Source organism: Pararhodospirillum oryzae, from assembly GCF_007992075.1.
Taxonomy (GTDB): Bacteria; Pseudomonadota; Alphaproteobacteria; order Rhodospirillales; family Rhodospirillaceae; genus Pararhodospirillum; species Pararhodospirillum oryzae.
The window spans coordinates 24,783-47,526 of sequence record NZ_BJZO01000008.1 but is presented as its reverse complement, the minus strand read 5'-3'; the positions used below and the strand labels follow the sequence as shown (position 1 = coordinate 47,526).

The following is a 22,744-nucleotide window of genomic DNA, read 5'->3' as shown; positions in this document are numbered from 1 at the left end:
GGCATGCTTACTCACAGATGGAAACAGGCGGTTCCCGGCGCGGCAGCCGGATTTCAACGGCAAGGCCAACCTCGCGGGAAGGAAGGATCAGCGCATCGCCTCCGTGTGCCTGCGCGATCGCCTTGACGATGGGCAGGCCCAGACCGGAGCCGCCACCGCTACGCCCCCGCGAATCGTCCGCGCGCCAGAACCGCTCGAAGGCACGCGCGCGGCTTTCGTCGGCAAGCCCTGGTCCGGTGTCGGTGCAGCGGAAGAAAACGTGCTCTCCGGCCACCCCGGTCTCGACGTGCACCGTGCTTTGTGACGCGTAGCGGCAGCAGTTTTCGAGAATCGCGACGAAGGCCTGCCGCAATCGCGGGCGGTCGGCACCCGTGACGGCGCTGTTCAACGACAGGGTTGTGTCGATCCCGGCCGTGCCGAACTGATCCTCAAGCGCGGTCAGCGCCGCCCCGGCCTCCACCGCCAGATCAAGACGTGAATATTGCAAATCGAGCTGACCGGCATTGCTCAGCGCCAGCGTGCGCAATTCCTCCACGATCCCCGACAGATCGTCCACATGCTCGATAAGCCGGCCATAAAGCTCGGCGCTGGGGATGAAGGCGCCATCCAGCAGGCCCTGCAACCGGCCGCGCAGGATGGTCAAAGGGGTACGCAGCTCATGCGCGATCGCCGAATTCGAGTACCGCAATTCGGCCTCGGCGCGCTGCAACCGCTCCGCCATCTGATTGAAGTCGTCGACCAGATCGCTCGCCTCGCCGAAATTGCTTCGGCGCAAGGAGGCGCGCGCCGAAAAATCCCCCTCCGCAACCCTGCGCGCGGCCCCGGCAACCGATTTCAACGGATCCACAATCCGCCGGGCAAGGACCCAGCCGAGCAACGAGGCGGTTGATATGCCGATACCCAGAAGCAGACCCAGGGTGACGACATCACCCGTGCGCAGGAAATCGTCGTCCACGGAATTCGGATAAAGCCATTCGTAGATGAAAAAGAAATAGGCCGTCAGCCCGAAATAAACGACGGCGAAGGCAAGCAGGGTCAGCGCGATCATCGCGCGGACAATCCGCGAATTCAGGTTTCTAGCCATGCGCGTTGTCTAGCCGGTACCCGACGCCACGGACACCGGCGAGCAGGCCGTCAACCCCGGCCGCCGCCAGTTTGCGACGCAGATTGCTGATATGACTGTCCACCGTCCGGTCAAGCGCCTCGCCTTCCGGCAGGCAGGCATCGACCAGTTCCGAGCGCTCGAACACCTTGCCCAGGCTCGCGGCCATATGGGCCAGAATGCGAAATTCGGTTCGCGTCAGGTCGAGCGTCACCGGTCCCGTCGGGCTTTCAACCTCCACGCGATAAGCCTGCGGATCCACCGTCAGCGGCCCGACGCGCAACACCTGTTCGCCGCCGCGCCCCATGGTCCGGCGCAAGACGGCCTTGGCACGGGCCACGATCTCAAGCGGGTTGAACGGCTTGACGACATAGTCGTCGGCACCGATGCGCAGTGCCTGCAACTTGTCGAGATCCTCCGCCAGCGCGGTGACCATGATGACGGGCGTATCGCCCCGGCGACGGATCGCCGCCAGCACCTCGTAACCGTCCTGACCCGGTAGCTTGATGTCCAGCACCACCAGGTCGGGCCGCAGGCGCAGGTGATGGGCAAGCCCGACGGTTCCATCCCCCGCGGTGACGATCCGGAACCCCTCGCGCGACAGATAGGTCCCGATGATGTCAGAAATCTCGGGCTCGTCTTCAACAATGAGGATCAAGGCATTGTTCATGGCTATTTCTCCAATTCCTCAAGCACCGCCTCCGATCCTTCGTCGGGCCATCACCAATTTTTTCTTAAAATTATTCCCCCATGATTTGACATCGGTCAATCGATTGACAACAACGTAAAGCACCGGCACGAAGAAAACCGCCAGCACTGTCGCGGATAGCATCCCGCCAAACACGCCGGTCCCGATTGCATTTTGGATTTCAGAGCCGGCGCCACGGGCGGTCATCAACGGGACAACCCCCAGGATGAAGGCCAGCGACGTCATCAAGATAGGCCGAAGCCGCAACCGGGATGCCTGCAGCACCGCCCGACAGAGACCCTTTCCCTCCCGCCGCAGGTGTCGCGCGTATTCAACCAGCAAGATGGCGTTCTTGGCGGAAAGCCCGATGATCGTAATGAGGCCCACCTTGAAAAACACGTCATTCTCCATCCCACGCGCCAGTACCGCCAGTACCGCGCCGAGCACGCCCAGCGGCACGACCAGCATGACCGCCAGCGGGATTGACCAGCTTTCATAAAGTGCCGCGAGCACGAGGAACACGACCAGCATGGAGGCGGCCAGAAGCACCGGCGCCTGCGCCGCCGATTGTTTTTCCTGCAAGGACTGACCCGTCCACTCCAGCGCGAAGCTCTTTGGCAACTTTCGCGCCAGACGCTCCATCTCGGCCATGGCCACACCGCTGGACACTCCCGGCGCGGCCGAGCCTGAGATGCGGGCGGCTGGATAGCCGTTGTAGCGTTCCAGTTGCAACGGCGTGCTTTCCCAGACGGGCTGAACGACTTCCGACAATGGAACCATGCCGCCGTCAATGTTGCGCACCTGGAGCCGCAGGACATCCTCGACATGCATCCGCGCGGGCGCATCGGCCTGCACCACAACTTGTTGAAGCCGGCCGTCGTTTGGGAAGTCGTTAACGTAGCTCGATCCAACCGCCGTCGAAATCATGTCACTGATCGCCGAGAAGGAGACCCCAAGCGCCAGCGCCTTCTGACGATCGATCTTCAGCGCTATGCTCTGTCCATCGGGCAGGCCCTCGCTCATGACGCCGGTAAGCACCTTGCTTTCGGATGCCAGCTCGATCAGCTGGTTCTCTGCCGCCTTCAACGCGGCCAGACCCGCGTTCCCCCGGTCCTCCAGCCGCAGCGAAAAGCCTGACGTGGTGCCCAGCGATTCAATGGCGGGGGGCTTCATGATCATCGCGGTGCCTTCGGGGATGGTCACCATCGCGGCCTCGGCCGCCGCGATCTCGTCGTTCACCGTTGTCTCGCGGTCGCTCCAATCCTTCAGACTGGTGAAGGCTTGCGCGGCGTTGGGACCAGAGCCGGAAAAGCCGAACCCCAGAATGACGATGCTCTCGACGATATCGGGACGGGAAGCGGTATGCGCTTCATAGGTTGCGACGATCTCGCGCGTCCGTTCAGCGGTGGCGCCGGCCGGCAGCTCGAACATGGCCATGAAATTCCCCTGATCCTCTTCCGGCACGAACGACGTGGCCACCCGTGAATAGCCAAGGCCCACGGCCACCAGCAGCAAGGCATAGATGACCACCATCCGCCCGCCACGGCGCAGCACCCAGCCGACGGCGCCGGTGTACCGCGCGGTCAAGGCATCGAATTTTCTGTTGAACCACGCGAAGAACCCCTTTCTGGCATGACTGTTCGCGGGTCTCAGGATCGTGGCGCAAAGCGCGGGGGTCAGCGTCAGGGCGAGGAAGGCGGAGAACAGGATTGAAACCGACATCGACAAGGTGAACTGGCGATAGATCGCGCCCACGGAACCGCCAGCCATGCCCATTGGAATGAAGACAGCGGCCAGGACCAGCGTGATCCCGACAATGGCGCCTGAAATCTCGCGCATGGCCTGACGGGTGGCGTCCCTTGGTGACAAGCCCTGTCGGGACATGATCCGCTCGACATTTTCGACGACGACAATGGCATCGTCGACGATGATCCCGATCGCGAGCACCATGCCGAACATGGTCAGCATGTTGATCGAATACCCCGCGACCATCATCACCGCGAAGGTACCCAAAAGCGCGATTGGCGCGACAATGGTTGGGATCAGCGTATAGCGGATTTTCTGCAAGAACAGCAGGACCACCAGGAAAACCAGCACCATGGCCTCGATCAGGGTCTGGATGACCGTGGTAATCGACACCTTTACGAATGGCGCGGTGTTGTAGGAGATCGTGACCTCCATATCCTTCGGCATCGCGGTCCGCAGCTCGGCCAGACGCGCTTCGATCGCGGCGGCGGTGCTCACCGCGTTCGCGCCGGGCGTCATCTGGATCGCGGCCGCCGCCGCGGGCTTCCCATTGCTGCTGACACTGAAAGCAAGGGTCTGCGCGCCGAGTTCCACCCGCGCGACATCCGACAGGAGAAGACGCGAGCCGTCGGTCCGCGCGCGCAACGGTATCGCGGCAAATTCCTCGGGCGTGTTCAACTGGCCCTGGACGGTCAGCGGCGTCGAGACCTTCGTTCCCGGAACCGTTGGCTCGTCGCCGACCCTGCCAGGCGACACCTGAGCGTTTTCGCGCGTGATGGCGGCGGTCACATCGGCCATGGCAAGGTTGTAGGCCGCCAGCTTGGCCGGATCGACCCAGACACGCATGGCGCGTTCTGAACCGAACTGCTGGACACGGCCGACGCCCGGCACGCGCCTCAGTTCTTCACTGATGGCGCGGGTAAGATAATCGCCAAGCGCCAGTTCCCCGGTCTCTCCGCTGAGCGACTTCACTGTAATAACCATCAGAAAACCCGATTCAGCGGCCTCGACACTGAGACCACCGCGCCGGACCGCTTCCGGCAGACGCGGTTCGGCGTTCTTGAGCCGGTTTTGCACATCCACCTGTGCCAGTTCCGGGTCGGTTCCGGGTTTGAACGTCACCGTGATGCTGACGCCACCAGTCGAATCGACCGTGGATTCGGAATAGAGCACGTTCTTGACGCTCGTGAGTTCCTTTTCAATGGGCGTGACCACGCTGTCATTGACGGTTTGCACGGTCGCGCCGGTGTATGTGGCGAAGATGCCAATGCTCGGCGGCGCAATGACGGGAAAACGCGCCACCGGAAGCTGGGGAATGGCGACGAGTCCCGCCAACGCGATGAAGATCGCGATCACCCAGGCAAAGACCGGGCGATCAATGAAGAAGTGTGGCATGATCATCAGACCTTTAACGCTTGGCGGTCGCAGGCGCGGCATCCCGCGCGGCGGTAGCCGGGTTCACGGTCATTCCGTCCTGCACGCGGTCTTGTCCGCGAACGACGATGACCTCGCCCGCCTTCAGGCCCGACGTCACGACAAGGCGCCTTCCCACGGCCTCGCCCAGGACCACGTCGCGCTGTTCGGCCCGCCCGTCGGCCGCCACGACCACGATCCGCGCCTCACCGGCACCGGTGCGAATGACGGCGTCTTCCGGAACGAGCACCGCATCGGGAAGGAGGCCACGGGGTAGTCGCGCGCGCACATACATTCCGGGGAGAAGCTGCAAGCCCGGGTTTTCCGCTTCAATCCGGACTGTCGCGTTGCCGGTTCCCGAATCCACCGCGACATCCGACACCACCAGCGTGCCTGGACGGGGGTGTGGGTTACCCTTCGCGTCGAGGATCTCGACCTGACCTAATCCTTGCCTGGCGGCGGACTGCAATCCGTCAAGTTTCGTCGCGGGCACGCGCAGATCCACATACACACGGTCCAGTTCCTGCACCACGGCGAGTTCCGTCTGGCTCGATGTCGATGCGAGGGCGCCTTCGTCGGCCAGCGTGAGCCCGACATACCCTTTGACCGGCGACCTTATGGTGGCAAAGTCAAGATCGAGCTGGCGGCGGCGAACCACCGCCCGGGCCTCGGCAAGGTTAGCCTGCGCCGTGGCCAGCTCGTTGCGCGCGTCTTCGTAATTCTTGCGGCTCGTCGCGTTGCTTGCAACGAGGGCCTCGGCGCGTTCCATCCCTCGCCGCGCGTGCTCCACCGCCCCTTCGGCTCTGGTCAACCCTGCCCGCGCGGTTTCGAGATCGGCCAGGAGCAAGGCCGGGTCGATTTCAAACAGGATGTCCCCAGCCTCGACCTGGGTCCCCCCTTTCGCAAACCGCCTCTTGATGAGGCCGCCGACCTGGGGCCGTATTTCCACCCTGCGATAGGCGACCACCCGCCCGGGAAGCTCATCGACCAAAACAACGCGTTCCGGGGTAAGCCTGGCGGTGACGACCTGCGTGGGGCCGGGCGCATCGGAGGAAGCGCCCTCCGGCTGCGAAACCGCGCCGCCTCGAAAGATCAGCAGGAACGAAAACACAAAAACGCAAACGACGAAGGCGGCGACCGAAAGGCGATGCAACATGGGACGTGTCCGGACTGAGGATTTCAGCCGATCACTGACACGCGCCCTTCGACACCAGGTCGAGAAATGATGGAGATTTGGTGGAGACGCCGGCGAATTCCGGCGACCGCAAAGGACGCGGGCAAACTCAACCAAAGAAACCAATAGGCTGTCCGCTTCAACGCGAAACAGACAGCCTCCAGAGTAATCCGAGATCAGGTTGGGCCATTTCTTGGCCCAACCTGATCTCGAAGTTACTCTAAAATTTATAGAATTAAACTGAAACTGGGCCAACTTGACTCAAGTTGATCCAGTTTCAGTCCAGCGTGGATCCGTAATGGTCGCCGCCATGATGGGGTAGGTTAAAGAGCACCGCGCGTGAAACCGGATCCGCTCACGGTGCCCTCTCCCTTTTTACCCTCGGGCGATCCGAGAAGCGGTACCCCCTTCTCCCTGACAAACTCTAATCCGGGGCGTTGGGGGGGTCGGGATCCTCGGCCCAGTTGGCGGGGGGCGGCGGGAAGCGGGATAGCGTGGCTTCCAGAAGCGCCACGTGCTCGCCCTCCTCGGCCGCGAACGCGGTGGCCAGGGCCTTGACCTGGGCATTGACCGTGCGCGCGGCCACGCCGGCGTAAAACGCCTGGCCTTGCCGTTCGCTCGCCAACGCCTGAAGCAAGGCGTGGTGGGCGGTCATGCGGTAATGGGTATCCTCGACGCTCGGGGTTTCGGGCGCCTCGGCATTCGGCCACGAGAATTCCCACGGCCGCAGATGGGGCAGCACAACCCCCACCGCCCGGTCCTGAACCTCGCGCAGGTGCAGGCGCGAGAAGTGGGCCATCTTGCGAAACAGCTCCACCACCTCGGGATTGTGGTGCACCTCAAGCGAATCGGCGAGGGCATCGAAGCGTTCGCCCGATTCCTTTTCCAGCGCCACCGCGTGCGCCAAAAACGTTCCCAGGTCATCCATGGCCGCATTCCTCCTGTCGCGGGTCGCCGCCCTTATGCCTTGGCAAGGAAAGGCAGGGCATCCCCTGCCCCCTCGTCATGCCGGGACCGAGCCCCCAACGGGAGGGTGGGAGTCCCCCCTCCCCGCCACGGGTCGCCCCCAGGGCGACCATTACACCACGAATTGGGTTTCCATGTCGCTCAGGGCAACCCGGGGCCGTTCCACCGGCTTCGCCGCCGGCTCGCTGCCACGGAACAAAATGCCGGTTGCAAAGCCGTCATCCTCCAGCAGCGTCCGGAAGGCCTCGGTGCGATCGCTGGCCGGCTGCGACCAGTCCTGATGCACCTTGTCCTTGTAGGCGCGCTGCTCCGGCCGATACGTGATGCACGGCGAGAGCACATGAATGAAGGAAAAGCCCTTGTGACAGATCGCCTCGCAGATCTGGCGGGTCAGCTCGGCCGGCTGCCCGGAAAAAGCCCGCGCCACGAACGAGGCCCCGGCCGACAGCGCGATTTCCAGCGGCTGGAAGGGCGCGATGCCCGGGCCGCCCGGGGTCAGCTTGGAGCCGTCCCAGTCGGCTTCCGTGGTCGGCGAGGCCTGCCCCTTGGTCATGCCATACACGCTGTTGTCCATGACAATGTAGGTCAGGTCGACATTGCGCCGGCAGGCGTGCAGGAAGTGGTTGCCGCCGATCGAAAACCCGTCGCCGTCGCCGCCCGCGACCAGCACGGTCAGATCCTGGCGCGCCATCTTCAGGCCCGTGGCCACCGGCAGGGCGCGGCCATGCACGCCGTGGAACCCGTACACGGTGGAGTACGCGGGCAAACGCGACGAACAGCCGATGCCCGAAATCAAGGCCACGTTCTCGCGCGCCAGGCCCAGTTCGGCCAGGGCGCGGGCCACGCTGGTGATGACGGCAAAGTGGCCGCACCCGGGGCACCACACCGGCTTGACGTCCGAGCGGTAATCCTGCGGGTTGGGGTGGGTCATGCTTTCGCCGTCCATGGTTACTCTCCCTTGTCCCAGGCGGTGACGGCCGCGACGATTTCGTGGGGGCGGATGGGCACCGGTCCCGGCCGGGCGCACACGCGCACCGACCCCGGCAGATCAAGGTGGGCGCGCAGCAGGCGACTGAACTGCATGCCGTGGCTTTGTTCAACCACAAGCACGCGCGACACCCCGGCCAGGGCCTCGGCGACGACCTCGGGCCGCAGGGGCGACAAAAGGCGCACGCTGATCACCCGCACCGCGATCCCGTCGGCGCGCAGGCGGTGCGCGGCATCCATGGCGGCCCCGGTCAGCGACCCCCAGGTGATGATCGCCGTGTCGCCCTCGCCCGCGCCATCGATCACCGCCCAGTGGGCGCCATAGTCAAAGCCGGTGATTTTACGCAGTCGTTTATCGAGCTGCTCCTGGTGGTGGGCCGCCTGGGTGGACGGCGTGCCGCGCGGGCTGTGTTCCAGCCCGTCGGCGGTGTAGGCACACTCGGGCGTGCCCGGAATCGCCATCGGCGACACCCCCGACGCGGTCACGGCGTAGCGCTGGTACGCCATCGCGCCCTGGGCCGAAACCGTTTCGCGCCGGCCCACGAAGGCCACGTCGGCCGGGCGGTCGATGACCGCGCGCGCCTGGCCCATGGCCTGGTCGGTGAGCATGATCACCGGCACCTGCATGGCCTCGGCCAGGTAAACCGACCACTGGGCGGTGAACAGGCAATCCGCGATCGAGGTCGCGGCGGTCACGATGTGCGGCGCGTCGCCATGCAGGCCATAGACCGCCATGTTCAAGTCGGCCTGCTCCGACTTGGTGGGAATCCCCGTCGAGGGACCGCCGCGCATGACGTTGCACACCACGATCGGCACTTCCGCCGCCACGCCCAGCCCCAGGGCCTCGGTCATCAGGGCGAGGCCCGGCCCCGAGGTCGCGGTCATCGAGGGCACCCCCCCGAACGACGCCCCCAGGATCATGTTGATCGAGGCCAGTTCGTCCTCGGCCTGGACCAGGCAGCCGCCCACCTTGGGCAGGGCCACCGCCAGCCATTCCAGGATTTCGGTCGCGGGCGTGATGGGATAGGCGGCCACGAATCGCACGCCGCCTCGCAGCACGCCAAACGCGGTGGCATCGTTGCCGCTGATCGACCATTTCTCGCGCCCGGTCGGGGCCTGGCTCAGGTCAAGCGTGGGGGTGTCGTCGATGGTCGCCACCGCTTCCTCGCCCACCGTCACCGCCTGCAAGCCGGCGGTCAGCGCCGCTTCACCCTTGCGCTTCAGGGTTTTGGACAGAACCGAGGGCACGGTTGCATCGGGCAGGCCAATCAGCGAGGCCACCAGCCCCAGGGCCACCATGTTGACGCGGCCGTCGGGAATCGCGGCCGCCAGATCGCGAAACGGCACCATGACCACCCGCGCCCCGGACGCGGCGATCACCTCCGGCACCGGACCTTGCGCCGGATCCGCGACCACGAGACTCGACGGCGCCAGGGGAATTTCGGCCGCGAAGCGCTCGATGTTGCCCCAGTCCACCGCCACCAGCAGATCGCAAATGTCGTCCAGGCCATCGACCGGACGGGTGCCCAGTCGAACCAGCGCGGCCGACTCTCCCCCTCGGATCTGCGGGCCCAGCGAGCGGGTCATGAGGCCATAGAGACCCGCCTCGGCGGCGGCATCCATCAAGATGCGTCCCGCCGTCATGACACCGGCTCCACCCGAGCCTGTCAACGCGATGGAAACAGAGGCCATCGTCATACTCATGGTCCTTTCCCTGTTCGTCGCCGCGAACCAGGGTCACGGCGAGCCGTCCCGCGCCCGCCTGGGCGGCGACGCGCGCCTTTTCGACCAAATTGAGTCCATGGTTATAAATCCGACATCCTCCCACGCGCAACACTTTGCACCCAAACGGAGAAATGTCCCTTATTTTTCATGGTTTTCCCCGGGATCGAACGGAACGGTTAATTTCTGCGCGCAGGGGCCTGGTTTGCTATATGTCAATTCCGACGCCCCCATTTCCTGCTAGAGGGCCCCTCACGGGTGGGCGATCCCCCGGCCGTCCGTGCGCCGCTTCGCGGCCGCGGCCCGACGGTCCGCCTCCTGTGACCCTAATCCAGCATCCCCAAGGGAGCGTTATCATGAGCCTGAAAATCACCGACGAGTGCATCAACTGCGGTGCGTGCGAGCCGGAATGCCCGAACGAGGCCATCAGCCAGGGCGACCCGACCTTCAAGATCGACCCCAAGAAGTGCACCGAGTGCAAGGGCGTCCATGACGAGCCGCAGTGCGTGCCCGTCTGCCCCGTGGAATGCATCGTCAAGGCCGCCTGAGGCCCCGACCCCAAAGGACCCCAAAGGGGGGGCGGCCGCGCGCCCCCTTTGCGTGCGTGTGCCTTTGAAACGCGACCGGGGGAAAGGCTGTGCCTTCCCCCCTGTTTTTTTAAGTCGTCGCAAGCCCGGCCGTCTGGCGTGCCCCGCGACGCCCGTGCGCCGCGAAGACGCCCGACACCTTACGAAGCCATCGCGCGCAGCATCCACGCGGTCTTTTCATGCGTTTGCATGCGCTGCGTCAGCAGGTCGGCGGTCGGCTGGTCGTTGGCTTCCTCGGCCAGCGGGAACACCGAACGCGCCGTGCGCGCCACCGCTTCCTGGTCGCGGGCCAGTTCGCGGATCATTTCCTCGGCCGGCGGAACCTCGGTCGCTTCCTTGATCACGGTCAGCCCGGCGAACTGGGCATAGCTGCCCGGAGCCGGCTCGCCCAGCGCGCGAATGCGCTCGGCCACCGTATCGACCGCCAGGGCCAGTTCATTGTACTGCGTCTCGAACATGAGATGCAGGGTATTGAACATGGGACCCGTCACGTTCCAGTGGAAGTTGTGGGTCTTGAGATAGAGGGTATAGGTATCCGCCAGCAGGCGGGAGAGCCCCTCGGCGATCGCCTTGCGCTTCTCCTCGGGGATGCCGATGTTGATGGACATGCCGTCGGTCATCGAAAAATCTCCTTGTCTTGGATCCCTCGGCACCGGGGGGACGCGGCGCCGTCCACGCTTTCCCCAGCCCGGGACCAGCGGGGACAACCCCAATCTAGGGATAACCCCACTCTCCATCCAGTCATCTTTTCTGGATTTTTTGTTCGGTTTTATCGATCGTTTAGCCCTCGCTTCTCCGACGGCGGGACGAAAGGCAGACCATGGCCCAAAAAGCACTCCCGACCTTGCGACAACTGCGCTACCTGGTGGCGGTGAGCGATACCCGCCACTTCGGCCGCGCGGCTGAAACCTGCGCGGTCACCCAATCCACCTTGTCGGCCGGGGTCCAGGAACTGGAAACCCTGCTGGGCGTGCGCCTGATCGAGCGGCGCAGCCGCCGGCAGGTCGTGTTCACCCCCCTGGGCGAGGATCTGGCGCAACGCGCCCGCGCCTTGCTCGCCGACGCGGAAGCCCTGGTCGACACGGCCCAGGCCGGTACCCGCCCGCTCACGGGCGAGCTGCACCTGGGCGTGATTCCAACCATTGGCCCCTATGTCCTCCCCTCGCTGATTCCCACCGTGCGCACCGCCTACCCGGACCTGCGCTTGTTCCTGCGCGAGGAGACCTCGGCGTCGCTGCTGGCCCGCCTGCACGCCGGGCGCCTGGATGTCGCCTTGATGGCCCTGCCCTACGCCATCGGGGATCTGCCGCGCCTGGAACTGGTGTCCGAGCCCGTGGTCCTGGCCCTGCCCGAGGGCCACCCCTTGAGCGCCCTGCCCGAAGTCCCCCTGGAAGCCCTGAGCGACGAAACCCTGCTGATGCTGGAGGACGGGCATTGCCTGCGCGAGCACGCCATGGAGGCCTGCCGCCTGACCCGCTCGCGCCAGAACGAGGCCTTCCAGGCCACCAGCCTGGCGACGCTCGCGCGCATGGTCGCGGGCGGCGTGGGGCTCACCTTGATTCCCGCCCTGGCGGTGCCCGAGGAAGCCCGTCCGGGCTCGGGCATCACCGTGCGCCCGGTCGCCGACACCGCCAGCGCGCGCACCCTGGCCTTGCTGTGGCGCCCGGGCTCGCCGCGCGCCCGCGACTACGCCTTGCTGGGCGCCGCGATCGAGCGCACCGTGCGCGCCATTCTGGAAAGCGCCGCCAAACGCCTGGCGGCTCTTGGCGTTCCGGCCGATCCCGCCGGCGCCTTGTTGTCCGACCCCGATAAGGACCGATCATGATCGACTTCCACACCGCGCCCACCCCCAACGGCCGCAAGGTTTCCATCCTTCTGGAAGAACTGGCCCTGCCCTATCAGGTTCACACCGTGAACCTGTCCAAGGGCGAGCAGAAGGCACCCGGGTTCCTGGCCCTGAACGCCAACGGCAAGATTCCCGTGATCGTCGATTCCGAGGGGCCGGTGGTGCTCGCGGAATCGGGCGCCATCCTGATCTACCTGGCCGAGAAGACCGGCTCGGCCCTGCTGCCCGCCACCGGGGCCGCCCGCGCCCAGGTGTTCCAGTGGCTGATGTTCCAGATCAGCGGCCTGGGCGCCACCTTCGGCCGGGTTTTCTATTTCCGCTCGCGCCTGCCCGAGCCCCAGCCCGTGGGTCTTGCCCATTTCGAAACCGAGGCCCAGCGCCTGCTCGACGTGATGGAAACCCAGCTTGCCGCCCACCCCTGGCTCGGGGGAGACACCTACTCCATCGCCGACATTGCCACCTATCCGTGGATGGCCCCCCACGAAAAGCTGGGCATCCCCCTGGGCGAGCGCCCCGCGGTGCGCCGCTGGATGGACACCATGGCCCAGCGCCCGGCCGTGATCGCCGGCATGGCCGTGCCGGGCTGACCCGGAAAGGCGGGCGGGAAGGACAACGGCCTCCGGGCACGAAAACACGCGCTCCCGCCCGAACCCGGCCGGGGCCAGGCCCGGGGATCACCCCGGGCCGCCCACCACCCCGGGAAGGGCCATCAAGGCCACCACGGCGCTAAGGGCCAGGGCGCACAGGCCCGTGAACAGGGCGTTCTCGCGCAGCCCGAAGCGCACCGGCGTCGTGCTCCACGTCGCCGACGAGGCCACCCGCGCCGAGGTCAGCACGGAGGCCGTGAACGGGGACGACGCCGCGACCAGCGCCCACGAACCGCCATAGGCCACCGCCATCATCGCGCCGGGCACCCCGAGAGTGGCGGGACCGGGCAAGGCGGCCGCCAGCAGCGAAATCGACAACACCGGGCTCATGCCCGCCTGACCGCCCGCCACCGCCAGCCACGGCACCATGGCCAGCACCAGCCACGACGGCCAGCCCAGCCACGCAAGCAAAGCCGGCACGGCCTCGGGGGGCAGCACCGCCGCCACCACCAGCCCGATGAACGCCGAGGCCGCGACCACCGCGAGTTCGGTGTGATAGGTCGGGAAGGTCTCGCGCACGTGGGTCAGCAGCCGCGCCCCGGTTTCCGACAACGCGCCGCCCACGGAGCGCCGGCGCAGCACCTGAAGCACGATCCAGCCGGCGGCCACCAGGGGCGAGACCAGCATCACCCCGGCCACCAGCCGGATGCCCAGCCCTTCCTCCAGCGCCACGCCGCCCGCGAAAATCAGCGCGATCACCCCGACCACCGGCACCAGCAGGCTCCACGAGCCGCCTTCGTCGGGTTCGGGGGGCACCGGGGCCGTGGTCCGGCGCACCGGCGAAAACCGGTCCACCCCCCAGCCGATCAGCAAGAACAGACCCGCCACCCCCACCAGCCACGGCGCGCACGCCGACCAGGCGATCTCGGGCAGGGCCGAGAAAATCACCGCCATGCTGACGGTCAAGGGCGACCAGATCAGGGTGGCCACGAACCCCCGGTGCACCGCCTGCGCCATGCGCCGGCGACGGGTGGCCGCGCGCCGGGCCCGCGCCGGGTCGGCGTCGCCGGCCGGGGCCGTGTCGGCGGCGCGGGTGCCCTCCACGATCAAGGTGCCCAGCAGCGGAATGACCCCGAAGTTCAAGATCAGCCCGAACAGGTGGCCGCCCATGGTCAAGGCGCCATAGCGCTGTCCCGGCGGGCGCCGGGCCAGGAAACGCCCGGTGCGGCGCACCAGCTCCGAGGTCAGGGCCGCCTCGCGCAACACCCCGAAACAGGTGAACAGGGCGGCAATGAACCCCGAGCGGCCCAGGGCGTCGCGCAGGTCGATCACGTCCAGCCGGTTGAAGGCCACCGCCGGCACCGCCAGGGCCAGGGCCACCGCGATCATCCCCCGGGCCGAGCGCCCCATGGCCGGCCACACCAGGACCCAGAACACGATCAAGGCGCCCCCCGACCCCCAGGTCAGGTTCTTGGGCGCCCCCAGTTCCATGGCCAGGGTCAAGGCAACGACCATCAGCAGCGACAGCCCGGCCACGGTCTTGCGTCCCCCGGACATGGGCGGGCTCACGGGGGCGCGGTCCGCACCAGGCGGGGCGGATGCCCCGACAGGGGCGTGACCCGCACCGACACCGCGACCCGTTGCGTGCCGCCCCCCAGCATCACGCCCTTGACCGGGCTCACGTCCTCGAAATCGCGGCCCCAGGCCACGGTGATGTGCTCGCGGGTCACGATTTTATCGTTGGTCGGATCCAGGCCGATCCAGCCGCCATTGGGCGCCCCCGGGCACGGCACGAACAAGGAAAGCCAGGCATGGCTGGCATCGCCCCCTTCCAGGGCCGCGCCGTCGTCGGCCGAGCGCGTGAGGATGTAGCCGCTGACATAGCGCGCCGACAGGCCCATGGCCCGCAGGCAGGCGATTTGCAGATGCGCGAAGTCCTGGCACACCCCCCGGCGCCGCGCCAGAACCTCGACCAGGGGCGTGGCGATGGTGGTGGCGGAGGGATCATAGGAAAAGTCGGTGTAAATACGCCGGGTCAGGTCGAGACCCGCTTCCAGAATCGGCCGCCCGGGCGGAAACGACGGGCGCGCGTACTCGGCCACCTCAGGCAGGACACGCGCGTACAAGCTGTCGTGCAACACGGTGCACGCGTCCAGCACATCGGCCCCGAATCCCTGGCTCAGGCGCCGCGCCACCTCTTCCCACGGCGGCGTGATCGCGGGATCGGGAATTTCCGGCGGGTGAATCCGCACCCGGCAGCGCGAGATCAAGGTGAGCGCCTCGTGCGGACGCGACAACGAAAACGTCGTGACCGTGTTGCCGAAGTAGTCGGTGCGTTCCGAGCGCAACTCGGGCAAGGGCGTGGCGCGCAGCTCGGTGTCGATCACCTCCTGGGTTGCGAACGCGCGCGGGCGCAGGTGGGCGCACTGGTGCGACACCGTCACCGGCTGCGAATACGTGTAGGTGGTCACGTGCTCCACGTCATAGACCAGGGGCGCCAGGGGATCGCCCCCCAGAACCCCGGGCGCGGCCTGGGGCAGTAAAACGGAGGCCGGCGCGCTGGCCGGCGCCGGCACGGGGTCGGGTTCGCCGCCCGCGCGGGACTCAGGGGTGCTCACGAAACGATCTCCTCCGTCCCGACCCCGGTCGCGCCTGGGGATGTTTCCTCGTCCCCGGGGGATGCCGGGCCCATTTCGGGACGGCGGTCGGCATCGCGGGCGGCCAGGGCCGCTTCCAGGTCGGGGTGACCGGTCCTTTCCATTTCCGGACTCGTCTCCAGGGCGTGAGCGAAATAATGCAGCGTCAGACTATGGTTCAGCTCGCCCAGCTGGCCGCGCAGGCGCTTGAGCAGCTCGCCCAGCGCCACCTGCCCCGGGCCGGCCTCGGCGTCCAGGGTCACGCGGCGCGGGTCCAAGGTGCGCACCTCGGACAACAGGCCGGTGATCTGGCGGTGCTCCTCGGTGGGCAGGCCAAAGGCCTGATCGGGGGCCAGCTTGGCGATATGCCCTTCAAGCCGGGCAAGCTGATAGGCCAGGGCACGCGGATTGCTTTCGTCGCACACCAGCAGGTCGATGGTCGGCGCCACGCCGGGCGGGGCCAGATAGCGCGAACGGTAGGTCATCGATGAATCGGAAACATCCAGCGCCACGTTCAGGGCCGCCCCCACGTCGGCGTCGTCCACCATCAGCAGGCCGGTCAGCAGGTCGAGAAGGTGGGTCGAGCGCTCCATCCGCCGGCCGATGTCCAGGAAACGCCAGCTCAGCGCCTGGGTCATGGCGTCGAGCGACAGCCCGCCCAGGGCCAGCAAGGGCATGATCAGGCTTTCCAGGGCCCCTTGCGGCGACTCCAGATCCAGGGGCCCTTCCTCGGCCGGCGGCGGCAGCGGCGCCTGGGCCAGTTGCACGATGGCGCGCCAGGTGTCGTTCGAGAGGCGATCGCGCACGGCCACGGCGGTGCGCCGGGCGTTGACCAGGGCGGCGGCCAGCCCCTCGGGTTCCTCGGGATCGGCGTTGAGGCGCAAGACGGCGCGCAGGGCTTCTTCCTGGATGTCGGCGTCGGTGTAGTCGGACTCCAGCGGCAGATGACCCAAAAGGGCGAAGATCGACAGCACCACCGCCAGCTCGGGCTCGCCAAAGCCGTTTTCCGCCGCCAGCACGCAGGCCTTGCGCAGCAATCTTGTCGTGTCTTCGCACCGCTCGGCGTAGCGGCCCAGCCAACAGGTGTTGTCGGCCACGCGCGACGGCAGGTCGCGCAGGCCCCGGCGCGGGGTTTCCTCGCGGCTGCGCACGCTGATCACCGGATCAACGGTTTCGTCCGCCAGCACCCAGACGTCCTTGGTGCCGCCGCCCCGGGTGCGGGCCACCTGACCGGGCGCGAGGCCGGGCCCCGGCCCCACCCGGGCCAGCCCGCCCGGCATGACGATATACCCGCCGTCATGGGCCACCAGATGCACGCGCAGCACCAAAGGCAGCGGTTCCAGGGCCCCGTTGTGCCACACGGGCACGGTGGACAAGGGCACCGCCTCCTGGCCCACGTAGTTCCAGGGCCGGGCGTTGATGTCGGCGGCCAGGGCCTCGCGCTCCTCGGGGGTCGCAAGCGTGGTATCCGAGCGCGCGTTGAACGCCGAGCGCACCGCGAGGGTGTCGAGGTTGCTGCACACGTAAGACCGCTCGCGCGCCTGGCCGCACCACCACGTCGCGACCGAGGGCATCATCAGATCCTCGCCCAGCAACCGCCGGCACAACGCGGGCAGGAAGGGCTTGAGCGCCGGGGCCTCGGCCACGCGCGCCCCCAGGGCATTGGCCACCGATACCGTGCCCGCGTGCACCGCCCCCACCAGCCCGGGCACGCCCAAGGTGCTGTCGCCGCGCAGTTCCAGGGGATCGCAGTAGCTGCCCTCGTTGTGGCGGAAAATCACGTCGATGGGCTTCAGACCCTCCAGGGTCTTGAGGTAAACGCGGTCGTCGCGCGTTGTCATGTCCTCGCCCTCGACCACGGTCAGGCCCAGGTAGCGGGCCAGGTACACGTGTTCGTGGTGGCTGTCGTTGTAGGGTCCCGGCGTCCACACCACCATCAGGGGCGTTTCCACCGCCCGGGGCGTGAGCCGCGCCAGGGTTTCGCGCGCGCGCATGAAAAACGGCGCGAGGCGCTGCACGTTGAAGCCGTGGTAGATCTCGGGCAGCACGCGCGCGACGATCTGGCGGTTTTCCAGGGCATAGCCGGCCCCGGTCGGGGTTTCGGTGCGGTCGTCGATCACCCACCAGCGGCCATCCGGGGCGCGGGCCAAGTCAACGGCGTAGAAATGCAGGAACGTTTTTCCCACCGGCCGCGCCCCGTGCAAGGGACGCAGGAAGCCGGGGTTGGCGTGCAGCAGGGCCGGCGGCAGCTGGCCTTCGTTCAGAAGGTGGTTGGGGCCGTAGAGATCGGCCAGCACGGCGTTGAGCACGGTGGCCCGCTGAATCAGGGCGCACTCGATGTAGCGCCACTCGCGCGGCTCCATCAGCAGCGGGAAGGGGTCCAGCGCCCACGAACGCCCGCCGTCGCCGTGAAAAATCGGGTCCAGGGGCACGTCGTGGGCCAGGCCGGAGTCGCGCAGCAAACGCAAGCCGCGCTCCCAGCGGCGAGTCAGTTCCTCGGGCGCCAGGGTCGAAACCTGCTCCATGAACGGACGCCACGCCGGACGCAGCGACCCGTCCGGAGCCACCATTTCGTCGTATCCCTCGGGCGCCGGATAGGCCAGGGACGGCAGGTCGGGGAGCCCCTGACGCCGGGCGGCCAACTCGGTCGAACGCATCGCGATACTCCACTTGCGCCCCCGGGAAACCCGGAAGGCCGCCCAGAGAACCCGAAAAGCGCGGGCCGTCCACAACCGGCCAAGAGGTTAGCGCTTTTGGTTCCTTTTCAGGTGCATTTCCCAAGCAGGAAAGGAAATCTTCTTGCCTTAGAAATGTTCACGACAGCGGCGGAATCAACCGGACCCGGCCCGTCGCCCTCGCTTTTTGCCCAGATGCGTGTTCTGGCTGGAGAAACGACGTTTTTTTGTCTTCCTCCAGCCCGCAACATCGCGAAACGCCCGCGAATCCCAATAAAAAAGGGCGTTTTGCGTCCATTATGAGCCCGGGCGGCGGCGCAGGTCCAGGGTCATCGGAAAATCCGGGTTCACTTCGGCCGGCGGCACCGGCAGCGGCCCCGCCGAATGGCCGATCGCGAAAAAGCGCGCGAGACGACGGCTTTCCGCCTCGTTGGCATTGACCGGCGTGGTGTCATAGGACCGCCCGCCGGGGTGGGCCACGTGATACATGCACCCGCCCAGCGAGCGCCCGTTCCACGTATCCAGCAGATCGAACACCAGGGGCGTGTGCGGCGCGATGGTGGGATGCAGGCAACGGGAAGGCCACCATGCCCGGTAGCGCACCCCCGCCACCGCCTCGCCCGGGGTGCCGGTTGGAGTCATGGGCAGGCGCCGCCCCTGGCAGGTCAGCACATGGCGCCCGGGCACCAGGCCGGTGGCGCGGATCTGCAGGCGTTCGGCCGAGCTGTCCACGAATCGCACCGTGCCCCCCGCCGACGGATCCTCGCCCATCACGTGCCAGGGCTCCAGGGCGTGGCGCACCTCGATATCGACACCGCCGTGGTGGACGGTGCCATAGGTCGGGAAGCGAAACGCGATGTGCGGCGCGAACCACTCGAAGCGCAGCGGGAAGCCGGCCCGGTTCATGTCGTCGATCACGTCGCGCAGGTCCTGGGCAACGAAGTGCGGCAGCATGAAGCGATCGCGCAGGGCCTGCCCCCAGGGCACCAGGGGGGCCTGGAACGGCGTTTCCCAGAAGCGGGCGATCAGGGCGCGCAGCAACAGTTGCTGAGCCAGGCTCATGCGGGCATGGGGCGGCATCTCGAAGCCCCGGAACTCGACCAGGCCCAGGCGGCCGGTGGGCCCGTCGGGCGAATAGAGCTTGTCGATACTGATTTCGGTGCGGTGCGTGTTGCCGGTGACATCGGTCAGCACGTCGCGCAACACCCGGTCCACCACCCAGGGCGCGATGGTGCCGCACAGGCTTTCGCCGCGCGTGGGCAGGCGATCGAGCGCGATTTCCAGTTCATACAAGCTGTCGTCGCGGGCCTCGTCCACGCGGGGCGCCTGGCTGGTCGGCCCGATGAACAACCCGCTGAACAGGTAGCTGAGCGCCGGATGGACCTGCCAGTAGCGGATCAGGCTGCCCAGCAGGTCGGGCCGGCGCAAGAAGGGGCTGTCGGCCGGGCTCGCGCCCCCCACCACCAGGTGGTTGCCGCCGCCGGTGCCCACGTGGCGGCCGTCGATCATGAACTTTTCCGTGCCCAGGCGGCAGGCGCGGGCTTCCTCGTACAGGGTCTCGGTCACCCTCACCAACTCGTCCCACGACGCGCTGGGCTGCACGTTGACCTCGATCACGCCCGGGTCGGGCGTCACCTTGAGCACGCACAAACGGGGGTCATGGGGCGGCGGATAGCCTTCGATGGTCACGCGGGTATCGAGGGCGGCGGCCGTGTCCTCGATCGCGGTCAGCAGATCCAGGTAATCCTCCAGCGCTTCCACCGGCGGCATGAAGGCATGCAAGCGTCCGTTGCGCACCTCGACGCACAAGGCGGTGCGCACCACGCCGTACCCCCCTTGCGCGCGTTCGATCTCCTGTTCGGGCGAGGGTTCGGCCTCGGGCACGGGAACGGCGGCGGGCCGCGGGTCGGACCCGGGAAGCCCCCCGGCCGGGCGCCGGGTGCGATCGGCCGTGCGGCGGTCCTGACGGGTGAGGCGCGCCGGGGCCAATGGTGGCAACGGCCCGCGCGGCGCGAAGGGATCCAGGGGCGCCATGTAGGGATAGAAGCGGGCCGGAACCCACGGCAGGCTTTCCAGGGGCAGGCGCATGCCCATGGCCGAATCGCCGGGGATCAGGTAGCAGCGCCCCTGCCGGAAACGCCAGACCTCGGTCAGCCAGCGCGCCGGGTGGGCCGGGCTGTTCCAGCGCTGCACCGGCAGGATGTAACCGGTCAACTGATCCAGGCCGCGCTCGAAGGTGCGGGCCAGACGCTCGCGCGTTTGCGGGTCCTTCAGCCGGTTGTCGGTGGGATCGACGTTGAACGGCAGGCGGCTTTCCTGGCCCAGGTAATGCCAGGGGTCCTCGTAGGCCGGCGTCACCGCCTCGCGGTCCACGCCCAGGGCATCGGCCACCGCCGCCAGGAACACCCCGGCATCGCCCGGATCGTGCGGCCCCGGCGTGGCCGGATCGCCCAGGGTCGCCCGGTCGCGCCACAGGGGTTGCCCGTCGGCCCGCCAGTACAGGGCATGGGCCCAGCGCGGCAACTGCTCGCCCGGGTACCATTTGCCCTGCCCGAACACCATCAGGCCATCAGGCGCGAAGCGGGCCTTCAGGCGGTGCAGCAAATCAAGAGCAAGGCGTTCCTTGTCGGGCCCCACCGCCTCGGTGTTCCATTCGGGGCCGTCCATGTCGTCGATGGAAATGAACGTGGGCTCGCCGCCCATGGTCAGGCGGGCATCGGCGGCGTTGAGGCGCGCGTCCACCGCGTGGCCCAGTTCGACGATGCCCTGCCATTGCTCCTCGGTGTAAGGCTTGGTCACGCGCGGTGTTTCCAGCACGCGCTGCACGCTCATGGAAAAATCAAACGTGGTTTCGCAGGCCTCGACCCCGCCCGATACCGGCGCCGCCGAGGGCGTGTCGGGCGTGGCCGCCAGCGGAATGTGCCCCTCGCCGGCGAACAGCCCACTGGTCGGATCCAGGCCGACCCAGCCGGCCCCGGGCAGATAGACTTCGGTCCAGGCGTGCAGGTCGGTGAAATCGGCGGTGGGCCCCTCGGGGCCTTCCAGGGGTTTCTGGTCCGGGGTCAGCTGGATCAGGTAGCCCGACACGAACCGCGCCGCGTACCCCAGATGCCGCAAGATGGCGACCAGCAGCCACGCCGTGTCCCGGCACGAACCGCTGCCCAGGGTCAGGGTTTCCTCGGGCGTTTGCACCCCGGGTTCCATGCGCACCAGATAGCGGATTTCCCGTTGTAGGCGGGCATTGAGATCAACCAGGAAATCCACCGTGCGCCGGGGCGTGCGATCGATCGAGGCCACGAAGGCCGCGAGCTTCGGCCCGGCCTCGGCCACCCGGCGGAAGGGCGCCAGTTCCTCGGCCAGGTCGGAACCATAGGCAAAGGGGCTTTCCTCGGCGTCGGGCTCCAGGAAAAAGTCGAACGGGTTGTACACCGCCATGTCGGCGACCAGATCGACCGTCACCGAGAAATGATCGACCTTTTCCGGAAAAACGATCCGCGCCAGCCAGTTGGCATGCGGGTCTTGCTGCCAGTTGATGAAATGCGGCTGCGGCGAGATATGCAGGGCATACGACAGGATGCGGGTGCGGCTGTGGGGAGCCGGGCGCAGGCGGATCACCTGCGGGGTCAGGCTCACGCGCCGGTCATACGTGTAGACCGTGCGATGGGTCAGCGCGACATGGATGCTCATGGAATACCCCGAACGCCAGAGGAGTGCGCATGGTACGAGCAGAAGCCCACTGCGCGCAAGGCGGGCAGAGATCCCGCGCGGGGCAAGCGGGGCCGCCCCCTTTGGCCCGTTCCGGCCGGGTCTGGCTTTTCGGTCGCGGCGTCCACGCGCGCCATTCCTGGCACTTTCCGGTGACACCCCGGCCCCTTATGTGGAACAAAGGGGCGATCACCGGGCATGGCCCCATCAGGCCCCTTGCATCACCCCCGGCCTGCCGGCTTAACTCGTCGTGCCCGGGCCGCCTGCCTGACGCCCCGAACCGGAGGACCCCCGCCTTGCGCCGCCGTTCCCTTGTCGCCCTTGCTCTTTCCCTTGGCGCCGCCCTTGCCCTGGGCCGCCTCGCGCCCGCCCAGGCGCAATCCCTTTCCTACGAGGAACGCTTCCTGGGCTCGCCCGAGGCCCCGGTGGAAATCATCGAATACTCGTCGCTGCTGTGCTCTCACTGCGCCGACTTCCACGCCCACATCCTGCCCGAGCTGAAAAAAGAATATATCGACACCGGCAAGGTGCGGCTGGTCTTCCGCGACGAAACCCTGGGCCAGCCCCTGGCCGTGGGCGCGGCGATGATCGCCCGGTGCGCCCCGCCCGATGCCTTCTTCACCTTGATCAACACCTTGTTCGCCAATCAAAAAGCCTGGGGCACGGCCAAGAACCCGCTGGATGCCCTGCAAAGCTACGCCGCCCTGGCCGGCCTCGACAAAAGCGCGGTCGCCGGCTGCCTCGACAGCGAGTCCCTGTTCGCGGGCATCCGCCAGGGCGAGGCCCAGGCCAAGGCGCTGGGCATCGATGGCACGCCGACGTTCGTCATCAACGGCAAGCCGGTGATCGTGGGCGCGCAGCCCCTCGACGCCTTCCGGGCCGTGATCGACCCGCTGCTGAAGCCCTGAGC

Annotated in this window: 16 protein-coding genes; 4 read left to right on the top strand and 12 right to left on the bottom strand. The window is 67.2% G+C overall.

The annotated features are described in order from the left end of the window. Nucleotides 1-7: 7 nt before the first annotated feature. The 7 genes from ROR02_RS02555 to ROR02_RS02525 all read right to left on the bottom strand — a co-directional run bounded on the left by ROR02_RS02555 (nt 8) and on the right by ROR02_RS02525 (nt 9,780). A complete protein-coding gene (locus ROR02_RS02555) occupies nt 8-1,048 on the bottom strand; it encodes an ATP-binding protein (RefSeq protein ID WP_147162434.1) in 1,041 nt (346 codons plus the stop codon). Nucleotides 1,049-1,076: 28 nt separating this feature from the next. Further along, nucleotides 1,077-1,772 carry a response regulator gene (locus tag ROR02_RS02550; RefSeq protein ID WP_147162433.1) on the bottom strand — a complete coding sequence of 232 codons (696 nt, stop codon included), beginning with the start codon at nt 1,770-1,772 and terminating at the stop codon, nt 1,077-1,079. An 18-nt stretch (nt 1,773-1,790) separates the two neighbouring features. Continuing rightward, nucleotides 1,791-4,937 carry a multidrug efflux RND transporter permease subunit gene (locus ROR02_RS02545; protein ID WP_307725134.1) on the bottom strand — a complete coding sequence of 1,049 codons (3,147 nt, stop codon included), beginning with the start codon at nt 4,935-4,937 and terminating at the stop codon, nt 1,791-1,793. A gap of 7 nt (nt 4,938-4,944) precedes the next feature. After that, nucleotides 4,945-6,105 (bottom strand): efflux RND transporter periplasmic adaptor subunit, encoded by a 1,161-nt coding sequence (locus ROR02_RS02540; protein ID WP_147162432.1) that lies wholly within the window; start codon nt 6,103-6,105, stop codon nt 4,945-4,947. A gap of 442 nt (nt 6,106-6,547) precedes the next feature. Beyond that, nucleotides 6,548-7,051, bottom strand: a complete 504-nt coding sequence (locus tag ROR02_RS02535) for a ferritin-like domain-containing protein (protein WP_147162431.1) — start codon at nt 7,049-7,051, stop codon at nt 6,548-6,550. A gap of 150 nt (nt 7,052-7,201) precedes the next feature. Further along, nucleotides 7,202-8,035, bottom strand: a complete 834-nt coding sequence (locus tag ROR02_RS02530) for a 2-oxoacid:ferredoxin oxidoreductase subunit beta (RefSeq protein WP_147162430.1) — start codon at nt 8,033-8,035, stop codon at nt 7,202-7,204. A 2-nt stretch (nt 8,036-8,037) separates the two neighbouring features. After that, complete coding sequence (locus tag ROR02_RS02525) at nt 8,038-9,780, bottom strand: 2-oxoacid:acceptor oxidoreductase subunit alpha (RefSeq protein WP_307725133.1); 1,743 nt, start codon at nt 9,778-9,780, stop codon at nt 8,038-8,040. A gap of 374 nt (nt 9,781-10,154) precedes the next feature. Between ROR02_RS02525 and ROR02_RS02520 the strand changes: the two genes are divergently transcribed. Beyond that, a complete protein-coding gene (locus ROR02_RS02520) occupies nt 10,155-10,346 on the top strand; it encodes a YfhL family 4Fe-4S dicluster ferredoxin (RefSeq protein WP_147162429.1) in 192 nt (63 codons plus the stop codon). A 179-nt stretch (nt 10,347-10,525) separates the two neighbouring features. Here ROR02_RS02520 and ROR02_RS02515 read toward each other — a convergent pair whose 3' ends face one another. Next, entirely contained in the window at nt 10,526-11,005 is a 480-nt protein-coding gene (locus ROR02_RS02515; protein ID WP_147162428.1) for a Dps family protein, read from the bottom strand. Between the two features lie 200 nt (nt 11,006-11,205). On the opposite strand from ROR02_RS02515, the gene ROR02_RS02510 reads away from it, so the two are divergent. Together ROR02_RS02510 and ROR02_RS02505 are read left to right on the top strand one after the other, a co-directional pair. Continuing rightward, entirely contained in the window at nt 11,206-12,210 is a 1,005-nt protein-coding gene (locus ROR02_RS02510) for a LysR substrate-binding domain-containing protein (protein ID WP_147162427.1), read from the top strand. Next, nucleotides 12,207-12,818 (top strand): glutathione S-transferase family protein, encoded by a 612-nt coding sequence (locus tag ROR02_RS02505; protein WP_147162426.1) that lies wholly within the window; start codon nt 12,207-12,209, stop codon nt 12,816-12,818. The genes ROR02_RS02510 and ROR02_RS02505 overlap by 4 nt, the downstream gene beginning before the upstream one ends. 87 nt (nt 12,819-12,905) lie before the next feature. Here ROR02_RS02505 and ROR02_RS02500 read toward each other — a convergent pair whose 3' ends face one another. The 4 genes from ROR02_RS02500 to ROR02_RS02485 form a co-directional block, all read right to left on the bottom strand. Next, nucleotides 12,906-14,387: a hypothetical protein gene (locus ROR02_RS02500; protein ID WP_246135366.1), complete on the bottom strand. Its 1,482-nt coding sequence runs from the start codon at nt 14,385-14,387 to the stop codon at nt 12,906-12,908. Beyond that, complete coding sequence (locus ROR02_RS02495; RefSeq protein WP_246135365.1) at nt 14,384-15,436, bottom strand: transglutaminase family protein; 1,053 nt, start codon at nt 15,434-15,436, stop codon at nt 14,384-14,386. Before ROR02_RS02495 ends, ROR02_RS02500 begins: the two co-directional genes overlap by 4 nt. Next, complete coding sequence (locus tag ROR02_RS02490) at nt 15,433-18,111, bottom strand: circularly permuted type 2 ATP-grasp protein (protein ID WP_147162425.1); 2,679 nt, start codon at nt 18,109-18,111, stop codon at nt 15,433-15,435. The genes ROR02_RS02495 and ROR02_RS02490 overlap by 4 nt, the downstream gene beginning before the upstream one ends. Before the next feature lie 315 nt (nt 18,112-18,426). Next, a complete protein-coding gene (locus ROR02_RS02485; RefSeq protein WP_147162424.1) occupies nt 18,427-21,816 on the bottom strand; it encodes a transglutaminase family protein in 3,390 nt (1,129 codons plus the stop codon). Nucleotides 21,817-22,130: 314 nt separating this feature from the next. Between ROR02_RS02485 and ROR02_RS02480 the strand changes: the two genes are divergently transcribed. Continuing rightward, on the top strand, nt 22,131-22,742 hold the full coding sequence (locus ROR02_RS02480) for a DsbA family protein (protein WP_246135364.1): 612 nt from the start codon (nt 22,131-22,133) through the stop codon (nt 22,740-22,742). Nucleotides 22,743-22,744: the final 2 nt, after the last annotated feature.

Bases quoted from the DNA above. Each gene is read 5' to 3' on its own strand.
- ROR02_RS02555 (WP_147162434.1), bottom strand. From the start codon at position 1,048: ATGATCGCGCTGACCCTGCTTGCCTTCGCCGTCGTTTATTTCGGGCTG.
- ROR02_RS02550 (WP_147162433.1), bottom strand. From the start codon at position 1,772: ATGAACAATGCCTTGATCCTCATTGTTGAAGACGAGCCCGAGATTTCT.
- ROR02_RS02545 (WP_307725134.1), bottom strand. From the start codon at position 4,937: ATGATCATGCCACACTTCTTCATTGATCGCCCGGTCTTTGCCTGGGTG.
- ROR02_RS02540 (WP_147162432.1), bottom strand. From the start codon at position 6,105: ATGTTGCATCGCCTTTCGGTCGCCGCCTTCGTCGTTTGCGTTTTTGTG.
- ROR02_RS02535 (WP_147162431.1), bottom strand. From the start codon at position 7,051: ATGGATGACCTGGGAACGTTTTTGGCGCACGCGGTGGCGCTGGAAAAG.
- ROR02_RS02530 (WP_147162430.1), bottom strand. From the start codon at position 8,035: ATGGACGGCGAAAGCATGACCCACCCCAACCCGCAGGATTACCGCTCG.
- ROR02_RS02525 (WP_307725133.1), bottom strand. From the start codon at position 9,780: ATGAGTATGACGATGGCCTCTGTTTCCATCGCGTTGACAGGCTCGGGT.
- ROR02_RS02520 (WP_147162429.1), top strand. From the start codon at position 10,155: ATGAGCCTGAAAATCACCGACGAGTGCATCAACTGCGGTGCGTGCGAG.
- ROR02_RS02515 (WP_147162428.1), bottom strand. From the start codon at position 11,005: ATGACCGACGGCATGTCCATCAACATCGGCATCCCCGAGGAGAAGCGC.
- ROR02_RS02510 (WP_147162427.1), top strand. From the start codon at position 11,206: ATGGCCCAAAAAGCACTCCCGACCTTGCGACAACTGCGCTACCTGGTG.
- ROR02_RS02505 (WP_147162426.1), top strand. From the start codon at position 12,207: ATGATCGACTTCCACACCGCGCCCACCCCCAACGGCCGCAAGGTTTCC.
- ROR02_RS02490 (WP_147162425.1), bottom strand. From the start codon at position 18,111: ATGCGTTCGACCGAGTTGGCCGCCCGGCGTCAGGGGCTCCCCGACCTG.
- ROR02_RS02485 (WP_147162424.1), bottom strand. From the start codon at position 21,816: ATGAGCATCCATGTCGCGCTGACCCATCGCACGGTCTACACGTATGAC.